Genomic DNA, 25980 nt, shown 5'->3' on the forward strand with positions numbered 1-25980 from the left:
GATTTTAACTATCAGGAGCTTTTATTATGTCTCTTAAGCTCTATTCCGAATCGACACTGATTGCCCAACTGGGGCAACGCCTGCGCGAGCATCGGTTACGCCGCAACCTGCTGCAAAAAGAGCTGGCCGCAAAGGCGGGGATTTCAGTCTCGGCGCTGAAAAAGCTGGAAAGCGACGGTAGAGTGACGCTGGAAAACTTTATGAAGGTGGTGTTTGCCCTGCGGCTGGAGAGAGAGATGACCGGCCTGTTTGAACTCCCGGCAATGAGCATCGCGCAGGTCGAGGCGTTGAAAGCGCCCACCCGGCAGCGGGCGGCTAAACGCAGGACGCCGACTGCGGTACAGGGTTCAGGCACAAAAGAGGGAAAACAATGAAAAATAATTATGTCCCTCTCCGCCGACTGGAAGTGATCTACGAAGGCTGGGGAGAACACTGGGTGTTGGGTACGCTGGCCGAAGGTCGCCAGCGTGGCGAGTGGCTGTTTGAATATTCCGCCCAAAGCATCGATCGCGGCATTGAGTTTTCGCCGCTGCTCCATCCCCCGGTCAGCACCACCTACGCCGATTTTGAACGCCATCAGGAAGGTATCCCCGGTTTTATTGCTGACTCGCTGCCCGACGGCTGGGGTCGGCTGTTAATGGACCGGCTCCTGCGGCGCAATGCCATTGAGCCTGCGGCACTCTCTCCGCTGGACAGGCTGGCGATGCTGGGCAGCAACACCATGGGGGCGCTCACTTACCGGCCGGTGATGGAGGTTCCGGGGCAGGCAGCGGAGCAGCATACGATTAACGATCTTCTGCTGCTGGCGCGTGAAATCGAGGTGGAGGTCGCCGGACTGGATTCGGACGTGCTGCCGGAGCTGGTGCGGCTGGGCGGCTCGCCGCACGGTGCGCGGCCCAAGGTGCTGCTGGATTTTGACCCCGCCAGTGGAAAAATTCAGTCGTCGCCGTTTGCCGGCAGCGATCCCTGGCTGATCAAATTCCCGGCGGCGCAGGAAGCCGCCTGGGTCTGCGCGCTGGAAGAAGTCTATGCCCGGCTGGCGAGAAAAGCCGGTATTGAATTCCCCGAAAGCCGCTGGTTTGCGCTGGGTGACGGGCTGTCGGCCTTCGGCGTGAAGCGTTTCGATCGCCAGCAGGGAATGCGGGTGCCGACCATTAGCATGGCGGGTGCGCTGCAGGCCGATTTCCGCCTGCCCTGCCTGGACTACAGCGATATCCTGCAGGCCACGGCGATGATTACCCGTTCGGCTACCGAGCGGGAAGCGCAGGCACGCCGCATGGTGTTTAACGTGATCGTGAATAATCAGGACGATCACGCCAAAAACTTTGCCTTCAGTCTGAATCAGAACGAAGAATGGCGGCTTTCGCCCGCCTACGACATCACCTTTCAGAGCGGACCGGGCGGTCAGCATCAATCTTCCGTTGCCGGACATGGGAAAAACATCAGCCGCAGGGCGCTGATGACGGCCGCGAAATCGGCCGATATCAGTGAGAAGACGATGAATAGGATTATCGAAGAAGTCTGCGACGTTGCCGCAGCCTTTGTCGCTACGGCAAAAGAGCTGGGCGATGCGATTCCGGCGGCGGTGCTTAACGAGGTGAATGCGAAGATTAAGGCCAGCATCCGCGCGCTTTAACCCGGCGAGAAGGCGAATGCCGGTTCGGCCGCTGCGGGCAACGGCAGCTGACGCGCTTCCGCCCCGCCAACCGCAGACAGAAGCTGGCGGGTCCAGACGTGCTGTGGCCGGTGCCAGACATCGGCCGCATCCCCTGCTTCAATGATTTCCCCCTGATTCATCACCATAATCCGGTCTGACATATAGCGCACCACGGCCAGGTTGTGGGAGATAAACAGATAGCTCAGACCCAGTTCCTGCTTCATCTCCAGCAGCAGATTAAGGATCTGCGCCTGCACCGAGACATCCAGTGCAGAAACCGCCTCATCGCAGATCACCAGCCGGGGTTTGACAATCAGCGCGCGGGCAATGCCGATACGCTGGCGCTGGCCGCCGGAGAACTCATGGGCATAACGATGCAGCGACTGCCGCGGCAGGCCCACCCGGTCCAGCATGGTGTGGATGCGCTGTAAGCGCTGTGAGGCCGGGGCAGGATCGTGCAGATGCAGTACGGAATCCAGAATGGTGAAAATGGTGTGTCGTGGGTTTAACGACGCGTAGGGATCCTGAAAAATCATCTGTACGCTCCTGCGCAGGTTTTTCAGCCGGGATTCCGGCAAAGGGGTAAGATCCGTGCCGTCCAGCAGTATTTTGCCGCTGTCCGGGCGGAGCAGGCGCAATATACTTCGCGACAGCGTTGATTTCCCGCAGCCCGATTCGCCGACCAGGCCCAGCGTTTCACCGGCGTGGAGATCAAAGCTGATGTCTTTCAGGGCGGGGATGCGCGTGCGGCCGCGGCTGTAGCTCACATTGAGCTGGCTGACCGACAGCAGCGGCTGTGTTTCCCGCTGGCTGAACGTCTCAGGAAACGACAGCGTAGCGGGCTGATAGAGATGAAAGCGATCGGCACCGTTGTGGCGAATTTCGGTGAGCAGGCGCTGGCGATAGTGCAAATCGTGCTCGCCCGTCAGCGAAGCGGCCATCAGGCCACGCGTATAATCATGGCCTGGCTGGTGCAGTATCGCCTCGGCGGCCCCCTGCTCGACAATCCTGCCGTTGTGCATCACGGCGACGCTATCGGCCCAGCGGGAAACCAGCCCGAGGTCGTGGGTGATCATCAGCACGCTCAGAGAAAGTTCCCGGCGCAGCCGGTCCAGCAGCGACATAATGCTGGCCTGCACCGTGACGTCGAGTGCGGTCGTCGGCTCATCGGCGATCAGCAGTCGGGGTTCACAGGCAACGGCCATCGCAATCATTACCCGCTGCCGCTGGCCGCCGGAGAGCTGATGCGGAAAATCATCCACCCGCCTGGCAGGATCGGGAATATTCACCAGCGACAGCAGTTCGATGGCGCGGGCGCGGGCCTGTCTGTGCGATAGCCGCTGATGGACCCGCAGGGTTTCCGCGATTTGTGCTCCAACGCTGTACACCGGATTCAGCGAGGTCATCGGCTCCTGGAAAATCATCGACAGCGCATCACCGCGCAGCTTTCGCAGGGCGGAGGACGGCAGTTTCAGCACATCGCGCCCGGCAAATTCAATGCGTCCGCTGACCTTCGCCTGGCCGGACAACAGGCCCATTATCGCCAGCGCGGTGGCGGATTTTCCGCTGCCTGATTCACCGACCAGCGCCAGCATGTCCCCCTGTGCCAGGCTGAAATTCACGTCGTTAACCGCGGCATGACTGCCGAAACGAATTTGCAGATTTTCCACGGAGAGAAGTGGTTGCATTATTGGTCACTCAGTCTTGGATTAAAGGCATCATTCAGCGCATCGCCCAGCAGATTCAGCCCCAGCAGCGTTATCACCAGTGCCACGCCCGGCTCGGCGGTCAGATACCATGCGGTGCGGAGCATTTCCCTGCCGCTGCCGATCAGAAAGCCCCAACTCAATACGTTAGGATCGCCCAGGCCGAGAAAGGACAGTGCGGCCTCCATCAGGATGGCGGAAGCCACCATCACGGATGAGGTCACCACAATAGCCGGGAGGGCATTGGGCAACATCTCGCGAAAGATGATGTGCGCTGAGGAAAAGCCCTGGCAGCGGGCGGCCAGCACAAAGTCAGAACCGCGCAGGGTACGAAATTCGGCCCGAACCAGTCGCGCTATGGTCGGCCAGGTGGTGGCACCAATACTGAGGGTGATTAAGGTCGCTGTCGGCGTGGAGATCGCCAGAATGATAATCACCAGCAGAAAGGCGGGCATGGTCTGAAACAGCGTGGTGATGCGCATCAGGAGATAGTCAACGCTCCCGCCGAAATAGCCGCTGAGGCTGCCGACCAGCGTACCGAGCAGCAATCCGATCAGCGTGGCACCCAGCCCGATTAGCAGCGAGACGCGTGCGCCGTGAAAAATACCCGCGGCCAGATCGCGCCCCATCGCATCGGTTCCCAGCGGCCAGACCGGGTCGGTAAAGGGTGCCAGCAGCGGTGAGGCGACCATATCCAGCGGATCGCCGGGGAACAGCCAGGGGGCCACCACGGCCATCGCGACGGTCAGCAGCAGGATAACTAACCCGGCGAGGCCCGCTGGATTGCGCACAAACTGGCGCAGGGCACGGCGGTTAACCGGCGCATTAACAAATACAACGGACAGAGTGGCCATAGATCATCTCGCAATTCGGGGGTCTAACCAGGCGTGGAGAAGATCCACAATAAAGTTGGCGAGTATCACCATCAGCGATGAAAACAGCAGGATGCCCAGCAGGATATTGACGTCGCGGGCCATCACCGCATCCAGCGCCAGTCTGCCCAGCCCCGGCCAGGAAAACACCGTTTCCACCACCGCTGCGCCGCTGAGCAGCGTCGCGATATGCATACCGCTCACGGTGACCAGCGGAATTAACGCACAGCGAAGGGTGTGAACCAGCGTGACGCGCAGCGGCGACAGCCCTTTGGCATGGGCGGTGCGCACAAAATCCTGATGGGCGATTTCCAGCATTGCCGCGCGCGTCAGGCGAGCGTAAATCGCCAGGAAAAAACTCGCCAGCGACAGCACCGGTAACACCGCATGCTTCAGCCGATCGCTGATATAGGCCCAGCCGTGCAGATCGGCACCGATAGTCATATTGCCGTTGCTGGGCAGCCAGCCGAGATGCACGGAAAACAGCACCAGCAGCATCAGTCCAATCCAGAATCCGGGCAGGGAATAAAGCAGCAGGCTGACGAGCGATAATACCCGGTCAGGCCAGCGCCCGACGAATAGCGCCATTATCACGCCGAAAATCAGGCCAACGAGTAATGCAATGGCCTGCGCGGCCAGCATTAACATCAGCGTGGCGGGAAGCCGCGACATAATTAACGTGCTGACCGGGGTATTAAAGCGGGGCGAAAATCCCAGATTTCCCTGCAGGATGTGGCCGCCCCAGTTTAGAAACTGCTGCCAGCCGGGCAGGTTAAGACCGTACTGCTCACGCATCAGCGCCATGCTGGCGGCGCTCGCTCCGCCCGACTCCCCTGCCAGCACGTCAACGGCATCGCCGGGAATGGTTTTGAGGATGATAAACATGATCAGCAGAATACCAATAAACGTTGGCACGACCTGAAGCGCACTTTTAAATAAAAATATCGGCAGCCAATGGCGTTCTCGCTGCATAGCCAGCGTCCTTAAATCACAACCTGTAGAGAGAGTCGAAATTAACAGGCGATGTTTTTCTCACTTAATAATTTTTCCGGGAAACCTTTTCTGAAATAAAGCGATTGAAGACCAGTGACCGCTTTTGCAAATACCGAATGAGTTAACCCGAAATACTCAGTAGCCATCGTTTACCTGATACCGGTTAATGACGCCCTCCACTTTTTATTATGTATTAAGGCGAAGGTATGGCAGAGAGAGGGGATAACAGCCCCATTAATCGGGTTGCTGTAGATGTTGGCGGGACATTTACCGATATCGTGATGCTCCAGGGCAGTACGCAATTTTCCGCAAAAATCCTGACCAGTGCCGACGCACCGGAACGTGCGGTGATTGCAGGCATCAGCGACGTGCTGGATCAGGCGAGATTAACCTTTAACGATATCGATGCACTGATTCTGGGGACAACATTAGCCACCAATGCGCTGATTGAACGCAAAGGCGCGCGTACGGCGTTGATTACCACAGCCGGATTTCGCGACCTGGTCGAAATTGGCCAGGAAGATCGCTTTGCCCAGTATGACGTCTTTCTGCAAAAGCCCCGGCCACTGGTGGAGCGCGAATGGCGCTTCACCGTAGAAGAACGCATCGATGCCCAGGGAGAGGTGCGCATTCCGCTAAACGAAGAGCAGGTTGTCGCGCTGGCGGCAGAGCTGCGGGCGCAGCAGTTCGAGAGCGTGGCGATTGGCTATCTGCAGAGCTTTATCAATCCGCAGCATGAGCAGCGCACCGCTGAGATCCTGCGCGATTTGCTGCCCGGGGTGACCGTGTCACTTTCCAGCGAGGTTTGCCCTGAAATCCGCGAGTACGAGCGGCTGTCAACGGTTTCAGCCAATGCCTACGTACAACCGCTGGTCGCGGGCTATCTGCATCGCCTGCAACAGCAGCTGGCAACGAACGGTCTGCGGGTTCCGCCCTATCTGATGACCTCCGGCGGCGGCATTACCACCCTGGAAAACGGCATCCGCGAGCCGGTCCGTCTGGTGGAATCCGGCCCGGCGGGCGGTGCGATTCTGGCGAGTAATATCGCCAGCCAGCTCGGTCTGCAAAAGGTTCTGTCATTCGATATGGGCGGTACTACGGCCAAAATTTGCTTTATCGATCGTTTCCAGCCACAAATCTCCCGCAGCTTTGAGTTTGGCCGCGTGCATCGTCATCAGAAAGGCTCCGGCTTACCGATTCGTATTCCGGTGATCGACCTGGTGGAAATCGGTGCCGGAGGGGGGTCGATTGCCCGCATCGATCATTTGCAGCGCCTGCAGGTGGGGCCCGACAGCGCCGGTTCTTCCCCCGGCCCGGTCAGCTATAACCTCGGTGGTGAACGGGTCACGATTACCGATGCCAATGCGCAGCTGGGGCTGCTCGATCCGGCCAGTTTTGCCGGTGGCAAAGTCGAGCTGAATGTTGCTAAAGCGGCCGCGGCGCTGACACAGCAGATCGGTACTCCGCTGGGTCTGGGAACGGATGAAGCCGCACTGGCGGTCACTGAAATTATTGCCGAGAACATGGCCAACGCGGCGCGTGTTCATGCCACGGAATCCGGTAAGCAGGTGGACAGCTACACGCTGATTGCCTTTGGCGGTGCGGCACCGCTGCATGCCGCCCGACTTGCCAGCAAGCTGGGCATCGATCGCGTGGTGATCCCACATGCCGCAGGCGTAGGGTCGGCGCTGGGCTTCCTGTGGGCACCGGCGTCCTATCAGGCCGTACGCAGCTTTTATCAGCGGCTGGATAATCCCGATTATGCGGCGGTCAATGACCTGCTGGATACATTGAGCGAACAGTCCCTTCGCATCGTTCAGCAGGCCGATGAAACGGCGGAAGTGACGTTGCAGCGCAGCGTTTATCTGCGCTATGCCGGTCAGGGGCATGAGGTGGCGATACCACTTGAGGGGCAGCGCGTTGATGAGCAGGAGCTGACCGCACTGCATGAACGCTTTACCCGGACCTATCGCCAGCTCTATGGCCGCAGCCTCGATCACGTGGCGGTGGAAGCCATCAGCTGGACGGTCACCGCCACCACGGCCGCCCCGGAAATTGCCTTCCCTGCTCCCGGCGAGCCGTCGGCCCGCAGCAATGGTGCGGCCGAACGCACGATCTACTCCCTTCAACAGCAGCAGCGGATTCAGGTGCCGGTTGTAACCCGCGCCGATATTGCACAAACGGGGCAGCGCCCCGGCCCGCTGGTCGTGGTCGATCCCGAAACCACCACGCTGGTGGATGAATACTTTACTGTCAGCAGCACCCGCGAAGGCCATCTGCTGTTGGAACGTCAACCCCTGACAGGAGCGGCACAATGAGCCAACAGGTTATTCAGTCTCAGGTGATCTGGAATCGTTTGATTTCGGTGGTAGAAGAGCAGGCGCAGGCCCTTATTCGCACCGCTTTCGGTACCGCTACGCGCGAAGCGGGCGATCTGTCCGCTGGGGTGTTTTTACCCGATGGGCGCATGATCGCTCAGGCGGTTACCGGTACGCCGGGGCACGTCAATTCAATGGCGGAGTCGGTTAAACATTTCCTGCGTGAATTCCCGCTGGATACCCTGCAGCCAGGGGATGTGCTGCTGACCAACGATCCCTGGAAAGGCACCGGGCACCTGTACGATATCACCATGGTTACGCCGGTATTTCATCACCAGCGCCCGGTGGCGCTGTTTGCCTCCACGCTGCACGTGATTGATATCGGCGGGTTAGGCCCGGGACCGGACGGTCAGCAGATCTGGCATGAGGGATTATTCCTGCCGATCCTCAAATTTATCCATGCCGGACGGCTCGACCAGACCGTGCTGAATATCGTGAAGGCCAACGTCCGTGAACCGGCGCAGGTGGAAGGCGATTTTCTGGCGCTGGTGGCCTGTAACGACGTGGGCGCCCGCCGTCTGCTGACGCTGCTGGATGAGTTTGCCCTGACCGACCTGCTGGAGGTGGGCGAGTATATTTTAACGCGCTCCGAGCAGGCGATGCTGGAAGCGGTCAGAAGCTGGCCTGCCGGAAGCTGGGAAAGTGAACTGTGGGTGGATGGCTACGATCGGCCGCTGCGGCTACAGGCGAAACTGACCCTCGGCCACGACGGCATTCACGTTGATTTTGCCGGCAGTGCGGGCTTCGTTGCTAAAGGGATTAACGTCGTCAAAGCCTATACCGACGCCTATACCTCCTTCGGCATTCGCTGCCTGATTGGTGCGGATATTCCCAATAATGCCGGTTCTCTCGGCGTGATTAAAATTGATGCGCCGGAGGGGTCAATACTCAATGCGCCTTATCCGGCGGCAGTCACCTCCCGCCATATTATCGGCCAGATGCTGCCCGACGTGGTGTTCAACTGCCTGCGGCAGGCGCGTCCGGGCGAAGTCCCGGCCGAAGGGGCATCCTGCCTGTGGAATATTCAGCTCTCCGGCGGCCATATTTTGCCGGAGTACGATGCCGTTCATACCCTGACGCAGCCTCGTTTTTCCATCACCAGCTTCTCTACCGGCGGCACCGGCGCGCGTCCCCGACTCGACGGGCTGTCCACCACGTCGTTCCCCAGCGGAGTCCGTAACGTGTCGCTGGAGATCCTGGAGTCGATCAGTCCGGTGGTGTTCTGGCGCAAAGAATATCGCCAGGATTCAGGCGGTGCGGGCCAGCAGCGTGGCGGGCTGGGCCAGGTAATCGAACTGTCGCACGGCCAGGACCTGCCAATGGAACTGGGTGCCGCATGGGATCGCATTCACTTCCCTGCACAGGGTGCCGAGGGCGGCCTGTCCGGCGCGCCGGGCCGGGTCACGCTCTCCACCGGCGAGACGCTATCCGGTAAAGGCAGGCAGATCGTGCCACCGGGCAGCCACCTGATTGTGGAAACGCCCGGCGGCGGCGGGCTGGGGAATCCCCGCGAACGCCCTGCCGCCAGCGTTGCCCGCGACCTCACCCACCAGCTTATTAGCCCCCAGGCCGCTGCGACATCGTACGGCCACCCGGCTCAGTCAACGAATAAAACGGAGTAAAACATGCTGAATACATTTCGCCGCTCGCTGCTGGCGCTGGCACTGGGTGCCAGCCTGATTGGCGGCAGCGCACAGGCCGCCGGGCCGCAAAAGGGCGGTACGTTAAACCTGGTGCTGAACTATGAGCCGCCCGCACTGATTGCCCTGACCACGGTCGCCACGCCGGCGCTCAGCGTCAGCGCCAAGGTGACCGAAGGGCTACTCAGCTACGATTATGAGCTGAATCCTCAGCCCCAGCTGGCAACGAGCTGGGAGGTCAGCCCGGACGGCACGCGATACACCTTCCATCTGCGCCCCGGCGTGAAGTGGCACGACGGGCAGGATTTCACCTCCGCCGATGTCGCGTTCTCCATTGAGCTGCTGAAAAAAGTGCATCCGCGTGCCTCCAGTACCTTCGCCAACGTCACGAAAGTGGAAACGCCCGACCCGCTGACGGCGGTGCTGGTGCTGTCGAAACCCGCACCTTATCTGATTAAAGCGTTTGCCGCCGCCGAGTCACCGATCGTGCCCAAACATATCTATGACGGTACCGACGCGTTGACCAATCCGCACAACAATGCGCCGATTGGTACCGGCCCGTATGTCTTCGACAAGTGGGTGCGGGGCAGCTACATCCTCTATAAGCGGAATCCTCACTACTGGGACAATAACCGCCCGTATCTGGACCAGCTGGTGGTGAAGTTTATTCCCGATGCGGCAGCGCGCTCGGTGGCGTTTGAAACCGGCGATGCCGATCTGGGCTATCGCACCCCGGTAGCGTTGAATGATGTTGCGCGGCTGAAAACGCTGCCGCAGCTGGGCTTTGAAACAAAGGGTAACAGCTACTCTTACAACGTCAGTTCGTTGCAGTTCAACCTCGACGATGCGCATTTCAAAGATCTGCGGGTGAGGCAGGCCGTCGCCCATGCAATAAACCGTAATGTGATTTTGCAGGTGGCCTACTTTGGTCTGGGTCAGGTGACAGCGTCACCGATTGCACCGGGGATTAAGGCCTATCACGACCCTTCTCCGTCTCCTTATGACTTTGATATCAGTAAAGCCAATGCGCTGCTGGATCAGGCTGGCTTTGCCAAGGGCAGCGACGGTACGCGGTTTAGCGTGACGCTGGATTACAATCCTATTTCAGAGGATCTGCGCAAAACGGCGGAATACACCCGCTCGGCGCTGGCGAAAATCGGTATTAAAGTCACGCTGCGCGCTCAGGATCTCTCCAGCTTTGTACGCCGCATCTATACCGACAGGGACTTCTCTTTCACCATAAATGGGCACAGCAATCTGTACGACCCGACGGTGGGCGTGCAGCGCGTGTACTGGTCGAAAAACTTCCGCAAGGGCGTGCCGTTCTCTAACGCATCGGATTATCACAACCCGGAAGTTGACCGTCTGCTGGAAGCCGCTCAGGTGGAAAACGATCCGCAGAAGCGCGTTGAGGAGTTTAAAGCCTTCCAGAAAATCGTTGAACAGGAACTGCCCGATATCAACCTGATATCTCCACAGTTTATTACGATCTATAACCGCAAGGTTCACGATCATTCGGTGACCGCCGACGGCGTGGAGGGGAATCTTTCTCAGGTCTGGCTGGAGAAACCCTAAGGAATGGGGGAAGCCGTCGCTGACGGCCTCCCTTTCGCGGTGTCAGGATCAGAAGCGATACTGAAGGCCCGCGGTCAACGTGTAGTTTTTGTTAGCAATACCGGCCGCATCACCGCCGATTGAGCCCGACTCACCGGTACTGTTGTCGATAATCTGCGTACCGCCCTTGCCTTCTTCGTATTTGCTGTAGCTGAATTCAGCGAAGACTTTGGCGTTTGGCGTCACGTAGTAACCGGCATCTACGGACACGCCGTAATAGCGGGAGCCGGACGTCTTCTCGCGGAAGGTCAGCTCGCGAACATAGTGCTCGTCATTATCGTGGGCGCGCACCCAGTCGCTGAATTTGAACTGGGTATTGAATTCAAAGTCATTGAAGCGGTACTGACCCACCAGCCCGATATACGGCAGGGTGAAGCGCTGGCTGTAGCCAATGCCGACCTGATCGTTCGGGAAGTTGCCCACGGTGCTGCCGTTGTCATAGTTGTAAGAGCCGCCGGTCGCCGTCCAGCTGAAGCGCGTCTCCTGATAACCGGCCACGATACCGGCCTTGTAATCCTCGCCCTGCAGGATCCAGCCCTTCACGTTCAGGTCATATTCGTTGGCATAATTGACGTCGGTGCTTGGGTGGGACGAATGATCGGTCCAGCCTGACTGATTGCTGTTATCCCAGTCGTAGTCATCCATATGGCCGGAACCGGATGCCAGCGATGTCCAGCCGCGCGCGTTCAGCGTCAGGAACGAGTACGCATCCCAGGAGAAATCCCCTTTCAGGATCGCCACATTCTTAATTTTCCAGTCCAGCTGGCTGAGTTTACGACCGGTGGTTTCGTCATAAACCAGCTCGGTTGATTTGCCGCTCAGCAGGCCCACGGAGGTGGCAACGCTGAGGCTGTCAGAGGATAAATTCGGTATATATTGTGAAGACTCAGCGGAAGCCGTTCCGGAAATCCCAGCCATCACCATCATGCAGATAATACTTTTTTTCATTATATTTCCTGTGGGTAATTATATTAATCCTTAAACTGCGCGCGCAGATTAAATCATGACAAATTGTAAAGCAAGTGTAAGGATTCTATTAAGGTGAAATCGGCGTGATGCTGCCGTTATCGTGGTGGGATGATTCTTACTGAATTTAAAAATTAACCTTCTTATTTTTCTTCGTGAAATTTGTTATTATTTTTCTCTACGGGTGAGTAGTTTTCGCGCCATAAAAAAACAGTAAAAAACTATTTTTAATCATGATGTTGAGCATTAACGAAAGATACGAGAAATAGTGAATGGTGTATAGCCGACTGGTCCGATTTTGCACCAACGAAGGTATTATGGCTTTTCAGCGTGGAAGCAGAGAAAGTTTAAGGTGAAATAACCGTTATGCGATCCGCTGATTAATGGTCTTCAACGATATTCTGCCTGATAGAGAAAGCCGCCTTTATCCAGTGGCGACAAATGTATCAAAAAAGTACTGAATGGCATCAGCAAACGGACGTGCATCTATGATGCTTATTATTAGCAGGGTAACGAATTTCGTAACGGTCGTAACGCCAGGCCTAAATATGAAAAGACTCAGGAAAACGTGATGACAATTTCAGGAAACAGCAGGAAATAAAGAGATGAAGCGTCACTTATCATTATTGTTAATCGTTAACTCAATAGGATGATTTAATTTCAAACTTTCAGTGAAAGGTAATTCAATTATCATTTTTTAGTAAAGAAATTAGCATTATTTATCTGAATTCGGCGTTATCATAAAAAATTCCACACCCATGAAATAAATGATTTTTATTGGCGCCTTTTGCTGAAATCATGGTAGATTTGCATTTAAAATCATCTGTATTTCCACTGGTGTAGAGTTATGCAGCACGAGATAGATCGGTACATATCAGTCATTCTTAATGAATGGATTCCCCTGAGAGCAAGCCTGCGCGAAGACACCGTCGCGTTGTTATCTCAAATAGCCGAAGCTGAGTCAGAAGCGCTGACCAGCCAATTCTATGACAGCATGCTGAAAGATCCCGATACCGCCTCACACCTCTCCTATGAACTGGTGCAGGTGCAGCTGAGCCGTTCACTGATCAAATGGTTAAAGGCCGTGCTCTGCGTGAAGACCGACGAGCTGGAACCGCTGGCCAGGCAGCAGTATCACATCGGCGGCGTGCATGCGCGGATCGGCATCCCCATTCAGTTTGTCCAGCGCGGCTCCCGCCAGATTAAGTACGGCATCTACCAGTATTTAAAAGCGCATGACGCCGATCGTGCGGTGATTTTTGAAGTGAAGCATTACTCCTCAATGGCCATTGATATGGCGATAGAATTAATGAGCCATGCTTATGCGATGTCTCATCACCGCGCCACGCAGAACGAAGAGTCCTATCGCCTGCACGTGCTGATGAACAATTCGGACCTCGAACAGGGCAAGCAACAGGCGGCGTTATCGAGCTGGGAAAACGGCGTGATGTACGATCTGATCAGCGGCGCCAGGAAGACTGAGTCGTTAATCAGCCTGTCCAGTTCCGGGTTTGGCCTCTGGTTCCGCCATAAATGCGTGAAGAATTTCGGTGAAGATCGTAAGGTTAGCGAAATTCGCCAGTTTATTGAGGTCATCGACCGGGAAATTCTGGCCGTTGATACCAGTGTGGAGCTGGAGGTGAAACAAACGCAGGAACTGCTGCGCGTGATCCATTCCAACTGCCAGCAGATACATATGAATCTGGAAATGTTATTCAGCGACGCCGCGAATATGAAAGACGGCAAAGATGCGCTGACTAATCTGCTGAATAAACGCTATCTGCCGACGATATTAAAACATGAGGTGAGTCTGGCGATTGAAAATAAGCTGCCGCTGAGCGTGGCGATTATTGACGCCGACTATTTCAAGAAGATTAATGACAAATGGGGCCATCCCGTTGGCGATCGCGCGCTGATGCATATTGCCGGACTGCTGGGCGATAATATCCGCTCAAGTGATTATCTGTTCCGCTACGGCGGGGAAGAGTTTTTGCTGATTCTGGTGGAGGCCGGTGAGTTCGACGCCCGCACCTCGCTGGAGCGGATTAGAAGAACGATCACCAGTACGCCTTTTGAAGTGCTGCCGGGGGAAACCATCCAGATTACCGTCAGTATTGGCTACGCGATCCATAACGGCCATCCGGACTACAACCTGCTGCTGAAAAACGCCGATGCCGCGCTGTACACCGCGAAGGGCAACGGCAGGAACCGCATCGAGCGTTTTTAAATTCGAAACTATCGCTCAGCGAATTAACTCCGTGGCGAAGCGTCCCTGCTCCACGCCACCCGGGGTCTGAGCGGAAGAGAATTAACGCAAAGGCTTGCCGCGTACCGGCGCATCGCCCGCCACATAATAATCGGCGGTGCTGCGCGGCAGCGGCGTGCGGCCGCGAACGGCGTCGGCAATTTTTTCACCGATCATAATGGTGGTGGCATTCAGGTTACCGGTGATAATCAGCGGCATAATCGAAGCATCCACCACGCGCAGGCCGTCCAGGCCGTGCACGCGCCCTTCTCCGTCGACCACCGCCATCTCGTCGTTGCCCATTTTACAGGTGCCGCACGGGTGATACGCCGTTTCGCCGTGGTTGCGCACAAACTCATCCAGCTCTGCGTCGGTCTGGTACGCGTCACCGGGGCTGATCTCTTTACCACGGAAGGCATCCAGCGCGGGCTGATTGATAATCTCGCGGGTGATGCGGATCGCCGCGCGGAATTCAATCCAGTCCTCTTCATCGGCCATGTAGTTAAACAGAATGCTCGGATGCTGGCGCGGATCGCGGGATTTCAGCTGCACGCGGCCGCGGCTTTTGGAACGCATCGAGCCGACGTGGCACTGGAAGCCGTGGGCTTCGACCGCGTTGGAGCCGTTGTAGTTAATCGCCACCGGCAGGAAGTGATACTGAATGTTCGGCCAGGCAAACGCGGCGTCGCTGCGGATAAAGCCACCGGCTTCAAACTGGTTGCTGGCGCCGATGCCGGTGCCGTTAAACAGCCACTCCGCGCCGATTTTCGGCTGGTTCCACCATTTAAGCGCCGGGTAAAGCGAAACCGGCTCTTTGCACTCGTACTGCAGGTACATTTCCAAGTGGTCCTGCAGGTTCTCGCCCACGCCGGGCAGGTCGTGCACCACTGGAATATCAAACTGCTTTAACAGTTCGGCCGGGCCGACGCCGGAGCGCTGCAGGATCTGCGGCGAGGCAATCGCCCCGGCGGAAAGCAGCACCTCTTTACGGGCGCTGGCGCGATGCAGCGTATCGCCGTCACCCACCAGATATTCCACGCCCACGGCGCGCTTGCCTTCAAACACGATGCGGTTGGTCAGCGCGTGGGTGATGATTTTCAGGTTCGGGCGTGGTTTCGCCTGGTCCAGATAGCCGCGTGCGGTGCTGGAGCGGCGGCCTTTCGGCGTCACGAAGCGATCCATCGGACTGAAGCCTTCCTGCTGATAGCCGTTCAGATCTTCGGTGCGCGGATAACCGGCCTGCACGCCCGCTTCCACCATCGCCGCGAACAGCGGGTTGTTGCCCGCCTTCGGCGTGGTGATGCTCACCGGGCCGTCGCCGCCGTGCCAGTCGTTGGCCCCGGTGTCGCGGTTTTCCAGCTTGCGGTAGTACGGCAGGCAGTCGAGGTAGCTCCAGTTCTCCAGGCCGGGCTGCTGCGCCCAGCCGTCGAGATCCATCGCGTTGCCGCGAATGTAGCACATGCCGTTAATCAGCGAGGAACCGCCCAGGCCTTTACCGCGCCCGCACTCCATACGGCGGTTGTTCATGTGCGGCTCAGGGTCGGTTTCATACGCCCAGTTATAGCGTTTTCCCTGTAGCGGGAAGGCCAGCGCCGCCGGCATCTGCGTGCGAAAATCAAAGCGATAGTCCGGGCCGCCCGCTTCCAGCAGCAGCACGTTCGTGTTTGCGTCTTCGGTCAGGCGGGTGGCCAGCACGTTGCCTGCCGAACCTGCACCGATAATAATGTAATCAAATTCCATGAGTTGCTCCTTTAAGCTGGGATTAAAACACCGACTGGAAGGTGGCCATCTCAATCTGTACTGACTTCACCTGCGTGTAGTTTTGCAGGGTCATCACGCCGTTTTCACGGCCGATGCCCGAGTGCTTGTAGCCGCCTACCGGCATTTCGGCGGCGGACTCGCCCCAGGTGTTGATCCAGCAGATACCGGCCTCAAGCTGGTGGATCACGCGGTGCGCACGGTTCAGGTCGCGGGTGACCACACCGGCGGCCAGGCCGAACTCGGTGCCGTTGGCGCGGCGAATCACTTCCTCTTCGTCGTCGTAGCTGAGGATCGACATTACCGGCCCGAAAATTTCTTCACGGACGATGGTCATCTCGTCACGGCAGTCGGTAAATACGGTGGGTGCCACCCACGCGCCGTCGTCGAAGCCTTCGCCGGTTAAGCGCTCGCCGCCGCACAGCACGCGTGCGCCTTCTGCCTTGCCGCTGTCGATAAAGCGCATCACGTTGTCGCGATGGGCGAAGCTGACCAGCGGGCCGAAGTTGGTTTGCGGATCGTTGAGGTCACCGGCGCGAATGCGGGAAACGCGGAAGCGGATTTTGGCTTCAAACGCGCTCTTGAGGGCCGAAGGAATAAACACGCGGGTGCCGTTGGTGCAGACCTGGCCTGAACTGTAGAAGTTGGCCATCATGGCGATATCCGCCGCCAGATCCAGATCGGCGTCGTCGAAGATAATCAGCGGCGATTTCCCGCCCAGCTCCATCGTCACCTCTTTCAGGGTCGAGCCTGCGGCGTTGGCCATCACTTTCTTGCCGCTCACCACGCCACCGGTAAAGGAGACTTTATCGATGCCCGGATGCTCGGTCAGCAGCTGTCCGGTGACCGCACCGATGCCCGGCAGGACGTTAAACACGCCGTCCGGCACGCCCGCCTCGGTGTAGATTTCGGCCAGCTTCAGCGCAGTGAGGGGGGTGACTTCGCTTGGTTTGAAGATCATCGCGTTACCGGCGGCCAGCGCCGGGGCGGATTTCCACAGGGCGATCTGGATCGGGTAGTTCCACGCGCCGATGCCGGCGACCACACCCAGCGGTTCGCGGCGGGTGTAAACGAATGAGGTTTCACGCAGCGGGATCTGCTGGCCTTCCAGCGACGGGGCCAGACCGGCGTAATACTCCAGCACGTCCGCACCGGTAACGATATCGACGCTGGCGGTTTCGCTCAGCGGTTTACCGGTGTCGAGAGTTTCCAGCTCCGCCAGCGCGTCGTTGCGCTCGCGCAGGATGTCGACCGCACGGCGTAAAATGCGTGAGCGTTCCATGGCGGTCATCGCGGCCCAGATTTTCTGGCCTTTACGCGCTGCGTTCACGGCGCGATCGACGTCGGCGGCACCGGCGGCATGCACCTGGGCCAGCACTTCACCGTTAGCGGGGTTGATGGTGTCGAAACGCTCACCGCTTTCTGCTGCGACGTAGCCGCCATCAATATAGAGTTTCTGCTCCGGGAATCGTGACATGGTATCTCCTTTCTCAGGTTATTCGGTTCGTGCAAGCTGTTGACGAATAAAGCGGCTGGTCAGCGTCAGCGCCAGCTCTTCGTCAAACGGTTTGCCGCTTAGCGCGGCACGTAGCCAGAGGCCATCAATCAACGAGGCCAGTCCGTGCCCGGCAATGCGCGCCGCTTCTCGCGGCAGTTCCCTGCGAAATTCCACCACTAACATGCTGAACAGCCTGCCGCTGCTGACCCGCTCCAGGCGGTGTAATGAAGGCTGATGCATGCTGCTGGACCAGAAATCCAGCCAGGCCTTCATGGCGGCGCTGTGGACCTGCGTTTTATCAAAGTTCCCTTCAACGATGGCGCACAAGCGGGCTTCTGCCCCGGCATCGACCAGCTTATCCAGCCGCGCCGCTACCGCGTCGCGCAGCTGGCGGGTCACATCACGCATGGTCGCTTCCAGCAGACCGTTCTTGTCTTTGAAGTAGTGGCTGATGATGCCGGTAGACACGCCAGCCCGCTTTGCAATCTGCACAATGGTGGCATCGTTAATGCCGACTTCATTGATGGTATTCAGCGTGGCATCTATCAGCTGTCTCCGCCTGATTGGCTGCATCCCTACCTTTGGCATATCCTCAACTCCACGAGTAAAACGAGACCCTAGTGTAACTTTTTATTGATTGAACGTTCAATATAAAATGTTTTGTTGCTAGTATGTATGTGTTGCAGGCGATTCGTTACGAACCGCAAGTAATTGTTGTTAATTCTTTTGTTGAGTCAAAACCAGAGGTAATTGATGAATAATCCACCTGCCAGTGAAAAGGACAAAATCAATCCCGTGGTGTTTTACACGTCCGCCGGGCTGATTTTGTTGTTTTCCCTGATGACGATTCTCTACAGCGACCTCATGGCGAGCTGGATACTGCGCGCCGTTAACTGGGTTTCCGCCACGTTTGGCTGGTATTACATGCTGGCCGCCACGCTGTACGTGGTGTTTGTGATTTATATGGCCTGTTCGCGCTACGGGGCGATCAAACTGGGTCCCGAACAGTCGAAGCCGGAGTTCAGCATTCTGAGCTGGGCGGCGATGCTGTTTGCCGCAGGTATCGGTATCGATCTGATGTTCTTCTCCGTGGCCGAGCCGGTGACGCAGTATCTGCAGCCGCCGGAAGGCCAGGGGCAGACGATCGAAGCGGCCCGTCAGGCGATGGTCTGGACGCTGTTCCATTATGGCCTGACCGGCTGGTCGATGTACGCCCTGATGGGCATTGCGCTGGGTTACTTCAGCTACCGCTACAATCTGCCGCTGACCATTCGCTCTGCGCTCTACCCGATCTTTGGTAAACGTATCAACGGCCCCATCGGCCACACCGTGGATATCGCCGCAGTTATCGGCACCATCTTCGGTATCGCCACCACGCTCGGAATTGGCGTGGTTCAGCTGAACTACGGGCTGAAGGTGCTGTTTGATATCCCGGAAGGGCTGGGGGCGCAGACTGCGTTAATCGTGCTGTCGGTGATTATTGCCACGATTTCCGTCACCTCCGGCGTGGATAAGGGCATCCGCATTTTATCCGAGCTGAACGTGGCGCTGGCGCTGTTCCTGATCCTGTTCGTGCTGTTCTTCGGTAACACCGAATTCCTGCTGAACGCGCTGGTGCTGAACGTCGGGGACTACATCAACCGCTTTACCGGCATGACGCTGAATACCTTCGCCTTCGATCGCCCGGTCGAATGGATGAACAGCTGGACGCTGTTTTTCTGGGCGTGGTGGGTAGCCTGGTCACCGTTTGTTGGCCTGTTTCTCGCGCGTATTTCACGCGGCCGTACCATTCGTGAGTTCGTGCTCGGCACGCTGATTATTCCGTTCACCTTTACCCTGCTGTGGCTGTCGGTGTTTGGTAACGCCGCGCTGTACGAGATTATTCACGGCGATGCGGGCTTCGGTCAGGAAGTGATGAACCACGCCGAGCGCGGCTTCTACAGCCTGCTGGCTCAGTACCCGGCGTTTAAATTCAGCGCCTCGGTGGCAACGATCACCGGCATGCTGTTCTACGTCACCTCGGCGGATTCCGGATCGCTGGTGCTGGGGAACTTTACCTGCAAACTGAAGGACATCAACAGCGACGCGCCGAACTGGATCCGTATTTTCTGGTCGGTCACCATCGGTTTGTTAACCCTGGGTATGCTGATGACGAACGGTATTTCCGCGCTGCAAAATGCCACGGTGATTATGGGGCTGCCGTTCAGCTTTGTGATCTTCTTTGTGATGGCCGGTCTGTATAAATCCCTGAAGGTAGAAGACTACCGCCGGGTAAGCGCCAACCGTGATACGGCACCGTATCTGGCTAGCGCGCATGACCGCCTGACCTGGAAGAAACGCCTGTCGCGCCTGATGAACTATCCCGGCTCGCGCTATACCGAGCAGATGATGCAGGGCGTGGTTTATCCGGCGATGCAGGACGTGGCGAAGGAGCTTGAGCTGCGCGGTGGCAAAGTGATGCTGGAAAGCCTGCCGGCGCAGGAAGGGGAAGATCTCGGCCATCTCGAGCTTCGCGTACACCTTGGTGACGAGCAGGACTTCGTCTATCAGGTGTGGCCGCAGAAATACTCGGTGCCGGGCTTTACCTATCGCGCCCGCAGCGGCAAATCCAGCTACTTCCGTCTGGAAACCTTCCTGCTGGAGGGCAGCCAGGGCAACGACCTGATGGACTACAGCAAGGAGCAGGTGATTATCGATATTCTCGATCAGTACGAGCGTCACCTGAACTTTATCCACCTTAACCGCGAAGCGCCGGGTAACAACCTGACCTTCCCGGATATGTAAATGCAGTCCCGCACGCGGCGTTCTGCCGCGTGCTTTCCCCCCTCAGTTCATTACCAGCCCGCCATCCACATTCAGCGTTTGTCCGGTAACAAATTCGCTCCAGTCCGACGCCAGGAACAGCACCGGCCCGGTGATATCCTCCACGCCTGCCACCCGCCTGAGCGGGGTTTGTGCCTCCAGCGCTGCGCGGACATCCTGCCGCGTTGTGCGGCTGGCATCCGTTGGGTAAACCAGCCCGGGCGCCACGCAGTTGACGCGAATACCCAGCGGACCCAGCTCGGCCGCCAGCGTGCGGCTGAAGCCGATCAGCGCCGCCTTGGCGGTAATGTAGTCGTGATAGGGAACGGACGGGCGGGCAACCAGATCGCTGACCAGATTGACGATGCTGCCGCGCGTGCGGGACCGCATCAGCGGCAGCGCGGCCTGGCAGACCTGATACGCCGCGCCGACCGCGCCGTCAAACTGCGTCTGCCAGGCGGACCACGGCGTTTCCCAGAAGCGCGGGCGGTTATCGGTATCGAAAACGTAAGGCGCAAAGGCGTTATTGACCACCGCATCCAGGCGGCCGCAAGACGTGGCGATGCGATCCATCAGCGCGGCCACCTGTTCCGCCGAGGTGACATCGGCCTGGACGGCCAGCGCTTCCCCGCCCAGCGCCCGGCATTCTGCCACCACCTCCCCGGCGGCGGCGGCATTACGCAGGTAGTTCACTACCACCAGCGCCCCTTCGGCGGCAAAGGCTTTGGCGATCGCCGCGCCGATTCCCCGGCTGGCACCGCTGACCAGGATTGTACGATTGGCAAATTTCACTGGGCGGCTCCGTTCGGGATCAGGTCGGATTTCACCACCTCACTCATATCCAGCGAGCGTGAAATGATTCCAAGGCGGGTAAAGGCATCCGCGCCCTGCTGCATCAGTGCCATATCGAAATGCCCCAGCCCCGCTTTTTGCGTGGTGGCGGAAACGCTGGAGAGATTACGCAGCTTAATCACTTCGAGGTTGATCGCCTCATCCCGTCCGTTAATCGCCCGGGTCACGGCAATTTTTGCCGCTTCCTGCGGTTCAGCAATCATCCACGCGGCGCTGTCGCGATACGCACTCAGAAAGCGCGTCAGCAGCGGTTTTTTCGTCCGCCAGGTCTGCTCGGTGACCACAAAGATATCGCTGGGCACGTTGAGGTAGTCTTTCACCTCGATCACATTGACCTCCGGCAGCCCCTTGAGGCGGCCCGTCAGCAGGCCGGTATCGGTGGCGGCGGTGGCATCCACCTGTCCCTGGATCAGCGGCGCGAAGTTCAGCAGCCCGGTGACTTCCAGCTTCACGTCGGCTTCGCCCATGCCCGCCTGGTTCAGCAGCACCTGCAGGTTCTGCCGCGTACCGCTGGACAGGCTGTAAACGCCAATCCGCTTGCCCTTCAGATCGGCAGGCCTGGTGATGCCGGACGCTTTTGGTGCCACCACGTTGAACACGTTCTGCGGATAGATATTGTAAATCGCGATCAGCTTCTCCCCTTTATCCAGAGCGTGATAGAAGGAGGCCGGATCGGTGAAGGCAACGTCCGCCCTACCGGTCAGCATGGTCTGGATGGCCGAAGCACCGCCGGTGCCGGGCACGTAATCCAGCGCGATGCCCTGCTTTTTAAAGAACCCTTTATCCGGTTCGGCCAGCAGGTTGGTGATTTCGCTAATCGGCTGGCTCCAGCCCGCCACGGTGACGGTTTCTTCGCCGTGCGCCAGCGCGGGCAGGCTGCCGAACAGCAGGCCAAAAACGAGGGAGAACGACGAGCTAAGACGGCAGAACGGTCGGGACATTTTAATGATTCCTGTGATGGCGCAGCAGAACGCGTTCCAGCGTCAGCGCGGCGTGATAAAAAAGCATTCCGAGCACGGTGATAACGACCAGCAGGGCAAACATCAGCGCCGAATCCATCACCCCCTGTGCGGCGATGATCGATGCCCCCAGCCCGGCGCGACCGCCGATAAACTCACCGACGACGGCCCCGACCAGCGCCAGCACTACCGCCATCCGCAGACCGGCGAGAATCACCGGCAGCGCGGTGGGCAGCTTCAGCCGCCAGAGCGTTTGCAGGCGCGTTGCCCCGAGCATGCGGAACAGTTCAAGGCGGGCGGGATCGACCCGCGTCAGGCCAACCACGGTGTTTTCCATCAGCGGGAAGAAGCAGATCAGGGCGGTGATTACCACCGTTGAGGTCATACCGAAACCGAACCAAATAATAAACAGCGGGCCGAGCGCCAGTTTGGGGATCACCTGGCTGGCGACGATATACGGGTGCAGCAGCCGCCGCAGAAAGCCAACCTCAGCCAGCACGATTCCAACCGGCAGGCCGATGGCGCAGCCCAGCGCCAGGCCGAAGGACATCTCCAGCGCGGTGGTAAAAATATGCGGCCACAGCCGTCCGCTGGCGAGTTCCTGCCACAGGGTCTGGTAAACCTGGCCGGGGGCGGGGACCACCAGCGGGGAGACCCCACCCATGCGGCAGGCCAGTTCCCAGCCCGCCAGCAGGATCAGCAGCAGCAGGATCGCGCAGAGCCTGGCCCTCATCGCAGACTGTCCATGGCGTACCGCAGCTGCCTGCACAAAGCGTTAAAGGGCTGACCGTAGCGAATATCGCCAGTGCGCGGCCTCGGCAGGTCGATATCCAGCACGAAGTTCACCCGCCCCTCGTCCATCACGGCAACGCGGTGCGCCATATACACCGCTTCGGCAATATCGTGGGTGACAAATAGCGCGGCGATCTGCTGCCTGTTGCAGAGCACCAGCAGGTCGTCCTGCAGCTGTTCGCGGGTCAGGGCGTCCAGCGCGGCAAACGGCTCATCCAGCAACAGCAGGTGCGGGTCGCCGATCAGTGCGCGGGCGATGGCAACCCGGCTTTGCTGCCCACCGGACAGCTGGTGCGGGAAGCGCTCCGCCAGGTGGCCAATACCCAGCAGGTTCAGCAGTTCCACGGCTTTCTCAACGCCCTGCTTCTGCTGACGTTTAAGGGCCAGCGGCAGCAGCACGTTGTCCAGCACGCTCAGCCACGCCAGCAGCGTCGGTGACTGAAAAACAAAGCCGGTGGACGGATCCGGGCCGTGCAGCGCCCGCCCGTTCACCCGGATGTGGCCTTCGTCCGGCGAAAGCAGTCCGGCCGTCAGTTTCAGCAGCGTTGTTTTGCCGCAGCCGCTACGGCCAACCAGGCAGTGAAAGGCCCCGCGTGGGATGTGCCAGCTGACCCGATCCACCACCGGCTGCGCCCTGCCGTGGGAAAAACGCACCTCGTCAATCGCGACAAACGCCGCAGCGTCAGCATCAGTCGGCATAGGCGGCGTACTCCTCGCTGGCGGCCTCGGCGGCCCCGTCGATCTCGGTGACGGTAACCAGATCGAGCAGACTGAAACGGCCATCGTGATGCCAGCCCGCTTCCGGCAAGGTCATGGCACCCAGCGCGGCGATGCGGGTCACACCGACCTGCCCCAGCCTGCCTGCGAGGGTGAACAGCTCCTCCGGCGAAGCCGCCACGCCGGCGGTCTGCAAAAAGCGGCGCTGCGGGGTGATCAGGCCAGTCACCTCGTCCAGCGAGTCAACCGGCACGATTTTCACCGTGCGGGCGAGCGCCGAAGGCGACAGCGGTTCAGCCTGGTGGGCATACACCACCGCCCAGCCGGCGGCCGGATCGCCAAACAGCGTGCGGTCACCGCTCAGCGCGCGCATTTCTTCCGCGCTGCGCCAGGTGGCAACGGCGTTCTGTTCAGCCAGTGTCAGCGCGCCACGCGGGTATTTGCGCTCCAGCGCGGACAGCGCGTGGGCGACGCGGGCAGCAAATTCTTCGGGCGAGAGCGTGCCGCCGCGCTCCACGAACAGCATCTGCGGGGAATAACAGCCTGCCTGGTCGTAGCGCATCACGTCAAAAGCCGCGCGGCGAGCCAGATCCGGGCCTTTACGGCTGTCCAGCGCCGAGCGTGAAACCAGCCCGAAGCTGATTTTATGACCGTGAGGCAAAAATCGCGTGGTGACCGGCAGCCGCTGCCGGATGGCCGCCAGGGTCGGGTTGCTGCCGTAGGCAAGTACGGTATCCGCCTGCCGCAGCCAGGCGTTTTCGGTGGCCATTTCGCCGCCCTTCCACCAGACCACCGCCAGGCAGTCGCCGAGTTTCGGGTCGACTTCCGCCAGCAGCTGCGCGAACCAGCCCGCCATCAGCGGCTCGCTGCCCGGCAGCTTGCCGAGGGTTCCGGCCTTGACCAGCAGGCCGCCGATCAGGCTCCACAGCGGCAGGCCCGGAACATTTCCTGCCCAGATATGCAGCAGCAGCGACGGGCCGTACGCGCGGGCAAAGCCGCCTTTTGGCCGTGGCTGGAAATCGTCGAGCATTTGCGGATCGGCGAAATCCTCGGCCAGAAACCGCTTCAGCTGCGGCTGGCGAAAGGTTTTCAGGTAGCCGGTCAGCCCGAGGCGGATCGTCTCAGCGTCATAGCCGGTGACCAGCGGCAGCAGCCGTTCGGCGCGGATACGCAGCGGATGGCTGCGGTCCAGCAGCTTCGCCACCGCCCGGTCGATGATGGTTACGATCTGCGCGACGCTGAGCGTGCTGAGGTAGTCGCGGGCATGGCGGCGGATGTGCGTGGACAGCGCCTCAATCTGCGCTTCGGTCAGCTCCGGTACGCAGACATCCAGGCTTTCGCCATCGCGGCGGAAGTGCAGGCTGCGCCACTGCACCTCGCTGGGGTCCAGGCCCGGCAGATAACCGGCGACCTCCCTCACGGCGTCACCTGCGCCGCGCGGAGAAAATCTTCCATCGCCAGCGAACAGCCGCGGGCATCCGCTCCGGCCACCCGGCCCAGCAGCCGGAAACCGCCCGCAACTCTCACGCCCGCATCTTCGGTCAGGATGGCGGCGGCACAGTTAAAGTGCGCTAGATCGTGATGCACCAGCACGCCAACCTCCCCCTCGGGGACATCCTCTCCGGTCAGCGGATTGACCACGCGGGATCGGATCCAGTGCGGGCCGGATTTCACCGGCGGGCAGACGGCGTTACCGTCGTCGTAGAACTGGCTGCTCAGTTCGGTCATGCCGTACATATTGATGCAGTGGCTGCGCGGTACGCCAAGCGCTTCCGCCAGCGCATCATAGAATTCGTCCGGCTGAATTTCCCGCGACTGGCCTTTAAACCCGCCGGTATCAAGAATTCGGCTGCCTGCGGGCAGGCGGAAGCGGCGCTGCTGGCGCTGGATCTCATCCAGCAGGTGGACAAAGCTGTAGCTGGCCCCCAGCAGCGCATAGGGTTCGCCGCTGCTTTCGGCATTTTCCAGTGCGGCAAACAGGCGCGTCAGTTCCAGCCCGCTGTCGGCGCTGACCAGCACCTCGCTGTCCGCGGTACCAAATTCCGCCACCGCCAGGGTCAGATAGTGCGCCAGCGAAGAGTTGGGCAGCGTGCGGTTATCCGGAAACAGGATCCCCATGCGGATGCGTTCCGTTCCGGCCATAAAGCGGTGGCGGAAGTTCAGACGCATTGACTGCTTCCATACGTCCAGCGTGGGATGGTAGCTGCGGCCCCGAACGCTGCCGGTGGTGCCGCTGGTCATAAACACCGTGGAGATTTCTTCCACCGGGCGACAGCTGAGCGTCAGATCCTTGAAGGCGGTGATCGGCACGGCGGGGATTTTCTGCCAGCTTTTTACCGTCAGCGGGGTGCGCCCTCGCTGGATGGCGAAGCGACGATAGGAAAGATTGTGTTCAAACTGATAGCTGAAGATATCCAGCGCCAGCCGGTTGAAGTCGGCGTCGGTGGTATCGTCGCGCTGCAGAAAGGTCAGTAAGGCTGAAATGATTGCCGCTTCGGTCATGTCCGTTTCCATCCAGGTATTGTGCAACG

Annotated in this window: 20 protein-coding genes; 7 read left to right on the forward strand and 13 right to left on the reverse strand. The window is 59.0% G+C overall.

Going from position 1 to position 25980, the window contains the following annotated elements; genetic code table 11:
- Positions 1-26: 26 nt before the first annotated feature.
- Entirely contained in the window at positions 27-374 is a 348-nt protein-coding gene (locus EC836_RS12665) for a helix-turn-helix domain-containing protein (protein WP_123333577.1), read from the forward strand.
- The gene (locus EC836_RS12670) at positions 371-1636 is read left to right on the forward strand and encodes a type II toxin-antitoxin system HipA family toxin (protein ID WP_123333579.1); all 1266 of its coding nucleotides are present in this window, start codon (positions 371-373) and stop codon (positions 1634-1636) included. Before EC836_RS12665 ends, EC836_RS12670 begins: the two co-directional genes overlap by 4 nt.
- Here EC836_RS12670 and EC836_RS12675 read toward each other — a convergent pair.
- From EC836_RS12675 to EC836_RS12685, 3 genes are read right to left on the reverse strand one after another with little or no spacing between them, the layout of a single operon-like run.
- The gene (locus EC836_RS12675) at positions 1633-3345 is read right to left on the reverse strand and encodes an ABC transporter ATP-binding protein (RefSeq protein ID WP_123333581.1); all 1713 of its coding nucleotides are present in this window, start codon (positions 3343-3345) and stop codon (positions 1633-1635) included. The two genes, EC836_RS12670 and EC836_RS12675, sit on opposite strands and share 4 nt — an antisense overlap.
- Positions 3345-4217, reverse strand: a complete 873-nt coding sequence (locus tag EC836_RS12680; protein ID WP_123333583.1) for an ABC transporter permease — start codon at positions 4215-4217, stop codon at positions 3345-3347. Before EC836_RS12680 ends, EC836_RS12675 begins: the two co-directional genes overlap by 1 nt.
- Positions 4218-4220: 3 nt before the next feature.
- Entirely contained in the window at positions 4221-5207 is a 987-nt protein-coding gene (locus EC836_RS12685) for an ABC transporter permease (protein WP_123333585.1), read from the reverse strand.
- A gap of 227 nt (positions 5208-5434) precedes the next feature.
- On the opposite strand from EC836_RS12685, the gene EC836_RS12690 reads away from it, so the two are divergent.
- From EC836_RS12690 to EC836_RS12700, 3 genes are read left to right on the forward strand one after another with little or no spacing between them, the layout of a single operon-like run.
- On the forward strand, positions 5435-7546 hold the full coding sequence (locus EC836_RS12690) for a hydantoinase/oxoprolinase family protein (protein WP_123333587.1): 2112 nt from the start codon (positions 5435-5437) through the stop codon (positions 7544-7546).
- A complete protein-coding gene (locus tag EC836_RS12695) occupies positions 7543-9228 on the forward strand; it encodes a hydantoinase B/oxoprolinase family protein (RefSeq protein WP_123333589.1) in 1686 nt (561 codons plus the stop codon). Before EC836_RS12690 ends, EC836_RS12695 begins: the two co-directional genes overlap by 4 nt.
- Positions 9229-9231: 3 nt before the next feature.
- Positions 9232-10821, forward strand: a complete 1590-nt coding sequence (locus tag EC836_RS12700) for an ABC transporter substrate-binding protein (protein WP_123333591.1) — start codon at positions 9232-9234, stop codon at positions 10819-10821.
- A 48-nt stretch (positions 10822-10869) separates the two neighbouring features.
- Here EC836_RS12700 and EC836_RS12705 read toward each other — a convergent pair whose 3' ends face one another.
- Positions 10870-11808, reverse strand: coding sequence for an omptin family outer membrane protease (locus EC836_RS12705; RefSeq protein ID WP_123333593.1), 939 nt, complete (start codon positions 11806-11808; stop codon positions 10870-10872).
- Positions 11809-12673: 865 nt separating this feature from the next.
- On the opposite strand from EC836_RS12705, the gene EC836_RS12710 reads away from it, so the two are divergent.
- Entirely contained in the window at positions 12674-14053 is a 1380-nt protein-coding gene (locus tag EC836_RS12710; RefSeq protein ID WP_123333595.1) for a diguanylate cyclase, read from the forward strand.
- 81 nt (positions 14054-14134) lie between these two features.
- Here the strand turns inward: EC836_RS12710 and betA are convergent, their stop codons facing one another.
- From betA to betI, 3 genes are read right to left on the reverse strand one after another with little or no spacing between them, the layout of a single operon-like run.
- Positions 14135-15811 carry a choline dehydrogenase gene (gene betA, locus EC836_RS12715; RefSeq protein WP_123333597.1) on the reverse strand — a complete coding sequence of 559 codons (1677 nt, stop codon included), beginning with the start codon at positions 15809-15811 and terminating at the stop codon, positions 14135-14137.
- Positions 15812-15833: 22 nt separating this feature from the next.
- Positions 15834-17306: a betaine-aldehyde dehydrogenase gene (gene betB, locus EC836_RS12720; protein WP_123333599.1), complete on the reverse strand. Its 1473-nt coding sequence runs from the start codon at positions 17304-17306 to the stop codon at positions 15834-15836.
- Between the two features lie 18 nt (positions 17307-17324).
- Positions 17325-17915, reverse strand: a complete 591-nt coding sequence (gene betI / locus EC836_RS12725) for a transcriptional regulator BetI (RefSeq protein ID WP_123333601.1) — start codon at positions 17913-17915, stop codon at positions 17325-17327.
- A 165-nt stretch (positions 17916-18080) separates the two neighbouring features.
- Here betI and EC836_RS12730 point away from each other — a divergent pair, with 165 nt between their 5' ends.
- A complete protein-coding gene (locus EC836_RS12730; RefSeq protein WP_123333604.1) occupies positions 18081-20111 on the forward strand; it encodes a choline transporter in 2031 nt (676 codons plus the stop codon).
- 42 nt (positions 20112-20153) lie between these two features.
- Here EC836_RS12730 and EC836_RS12735 read toward each other — a convergent pair whose 3' ends face one another.
- From EC836_RS12735 to EC836_RS12760, 6 genes are read right to left on the reverse strand one after another with little or no spacing between them, the layout of a single operon-like run.
- Positions 20154-20921 carry an SDR family oxidoreductase gene (locus tag EC836_RS12735; protein WP_123333606.1) on the reverse strand — a complete coding sequence of 256 codons (768 nt, stop codon included), beginning with the start codon at positions 20919-20921 and terminating at the stop codon, positions 20154-20156.
- Positions 20918-21922 carry an ABC transporter substrate-binding protein gene (locus tag EC836_RS12740; protein ID WP_123333608.1) on the reverse strand — a complete coding sequence of 335 codons (1005 nt, stop codon included), beginning with the start codon at positions 21920-21922 and terminating at the stop codon, positions 20918-20920. Before EC836_RS12740 ends, EC836_RS12735 begins: the two co-directional genes overlap by 4 nt.
- 1 nt (position 21923) lies before the next feature.
- Positions 21924-22673, reverse strand: coding sequence for an ABC transporter permease (locus tag EC836_RS12745; RefSeq protein ID WP_123333610.1), 750 nt, complete (start codon positions 22671-22673; stop codon positions 21924-21926).
- Positions 22670-23431, reverse strand: a complete 762-nt coding sequence (locus EC836_RS12750; RefSeq protein ID WP_123333612.1) for an ABC transporter ATP-binding protein — start codon at positions 23429-23431, stop codon at positions 22670-22672. Before EC836_RS12750 ends, EC836_RS12745 begins: the two co-directional genes overlap by 4 nt.
- Entirely contained in the window at positions 23421-24869 is a 1449-nt protein-coding gene (locus tag EC836_RS12755) for an acyl-CoA reductase (RefSeq protein WP_123333614.1), read from the reverse strand. Before EC836_RS12755 ends, EC836_RS12750 begins: the two co-directional genes overlap by 11 nt.
- Complete coding sequence (locus tag EC836_RS12760) at positions 24866-25951, reverse strand: long-chain fatty acid--CoA ligase (RefSeq protein ID WP_123333616.1); 1086 nt, start codon at positions 25949-25951, stop codon at positions 24866-24868. Before EC836_RS12760 ends, EC836_RS12755 begins: the two co-directional genes overlap by 4 nt.
- Positions 25952-25980: the final 29 nt, after the last annotated feature.

Origin of the sequence: Erwinia sp. JUb26, from assembly GCF_003751505.1 — a bacterium.
Lineage (GTDB): Bacteria > Pseudomonadota > Gammaproteobacteria > Enterobacterales > Enterobacteriaceae > Erwinia.

Coding starts and splice junctions, on each gene's coding strand:
- EC836_RS12665 (WP_123333577.1), top strand. CDS start 27: ATGTCTCTTAAGCTCTATTCCGAATCGACACTGATTGCCCAACTGGGG.
- EC836_RS12670 (WP_123333579.1), top strand. CDS start 371: ATGAAAAATAATTATGTCCCTCTCCGCCGACTGGAAGTGATCTACGAA.
- EC836_RS12675 (WP_123333581.1), bottom strand. CDS start 3,345: ATGCAACCACTTCTCTCCGTGGAAAATCTGCAAATTCGTTTCGGCAGT.
- EC836_RS12680 (WP_123333583.1), bottom strand. CDS start 4,217: ATGGCCACTCTGTCCGTTGTATTTGTTAATGCGCCGGTTAACCGCCGT.
- EC836_RS12685 (WP_123333585.1), bottom strand. CDS start 5,207: ATGCAGCGAGAACGCCATTGGCTGCCGATATTTTTATTTAAAAGTGCG.
- EC836_RS12690 (WP_123333587.1), top strand. CDS start 5,435: ATGGCAGAGAGAGGGGATAACAGCCCCATTAATCGGGTTGCTGTAGAT.
- EC836_RS12695 (WP_123333589.1), top strand. CDS start 7,543: ATGAGCCAACAGGTTATTCAGTCTCAGGTGATCTGGAATCGTTTGATT.
- EC836_RS12700 (WP_123333591.1), top strand. CDS start 9,232: ATGCTGAATACATTTCGCCGCTCGCTGCTGGCGCTGGCACTGGGTGCC.
- EC836_RS12705 (WP_123333593.1), bottom strand. CDS start 11,808: ATGAAAAAAAGTATTATCTGCATGATGGTGATGGCTGGGATTTCCGGA.
- EC836_RS12710 (WP_123333595.1), top strand. CDS start 12,674: ATGCAGCACGAGATAGATCGGTACATATCAGTCATTCTTAATGAATGG.
- betA (WP_123333597.1), bottom strand. CDS start 15,811: ATGGAATTTGATTACATTATTATCGGTGCAGGTTCGGCAGGCAACGTG.
- betB (WP_123333599.1), bottom strand. CDS start 17,306: ATGTCACGATTCCCGGAGCAGAAACTCTATATTGATGGCGGCTACGTC.
- betI (WP_123333601.1), bottom strand. CDS start 17,915: ATGCCAAAGGTAGGGATGCAGCCAATCAGGCGGAGACAGCTGATAGAT.
- EC836_RS12730 (WP_123333604.1), top strand. CDS start 18,081: ATGAATAATCCACCTGCCAGTGAAAAGGACAAAATCAATCCCGTGGTG.
- EC836_RS12740 (WP_123333608.1), bottom strand. CDS start 21,922: ATGTCCCGACCGTTCTGCCGTCTTAGCTCGTCGTTCTCCCTCGTTTTT.
- EC836_RS12745 (WP_123333610.1), bottom strand. CDS start 22,673: ATGAGGGCCAGGCTCTGCGCGATCCTGCTGCTGCTGATCCTGCTGGCG.
- EC836_RS12750 (WP_123333612.1), bottom strand. CDS start 23,431: ATGCCGACTGATGCTGACGCTGCGGCGTTTGTCGCGATTGACGAGGTG.
- EC836_RS12760 (WP_123333616.1), bottom strand. CDS start 25,951: ATGACCGAAGCGGCAATCATTTCAGCCTTACTGACCTTTCTGCAGCGC.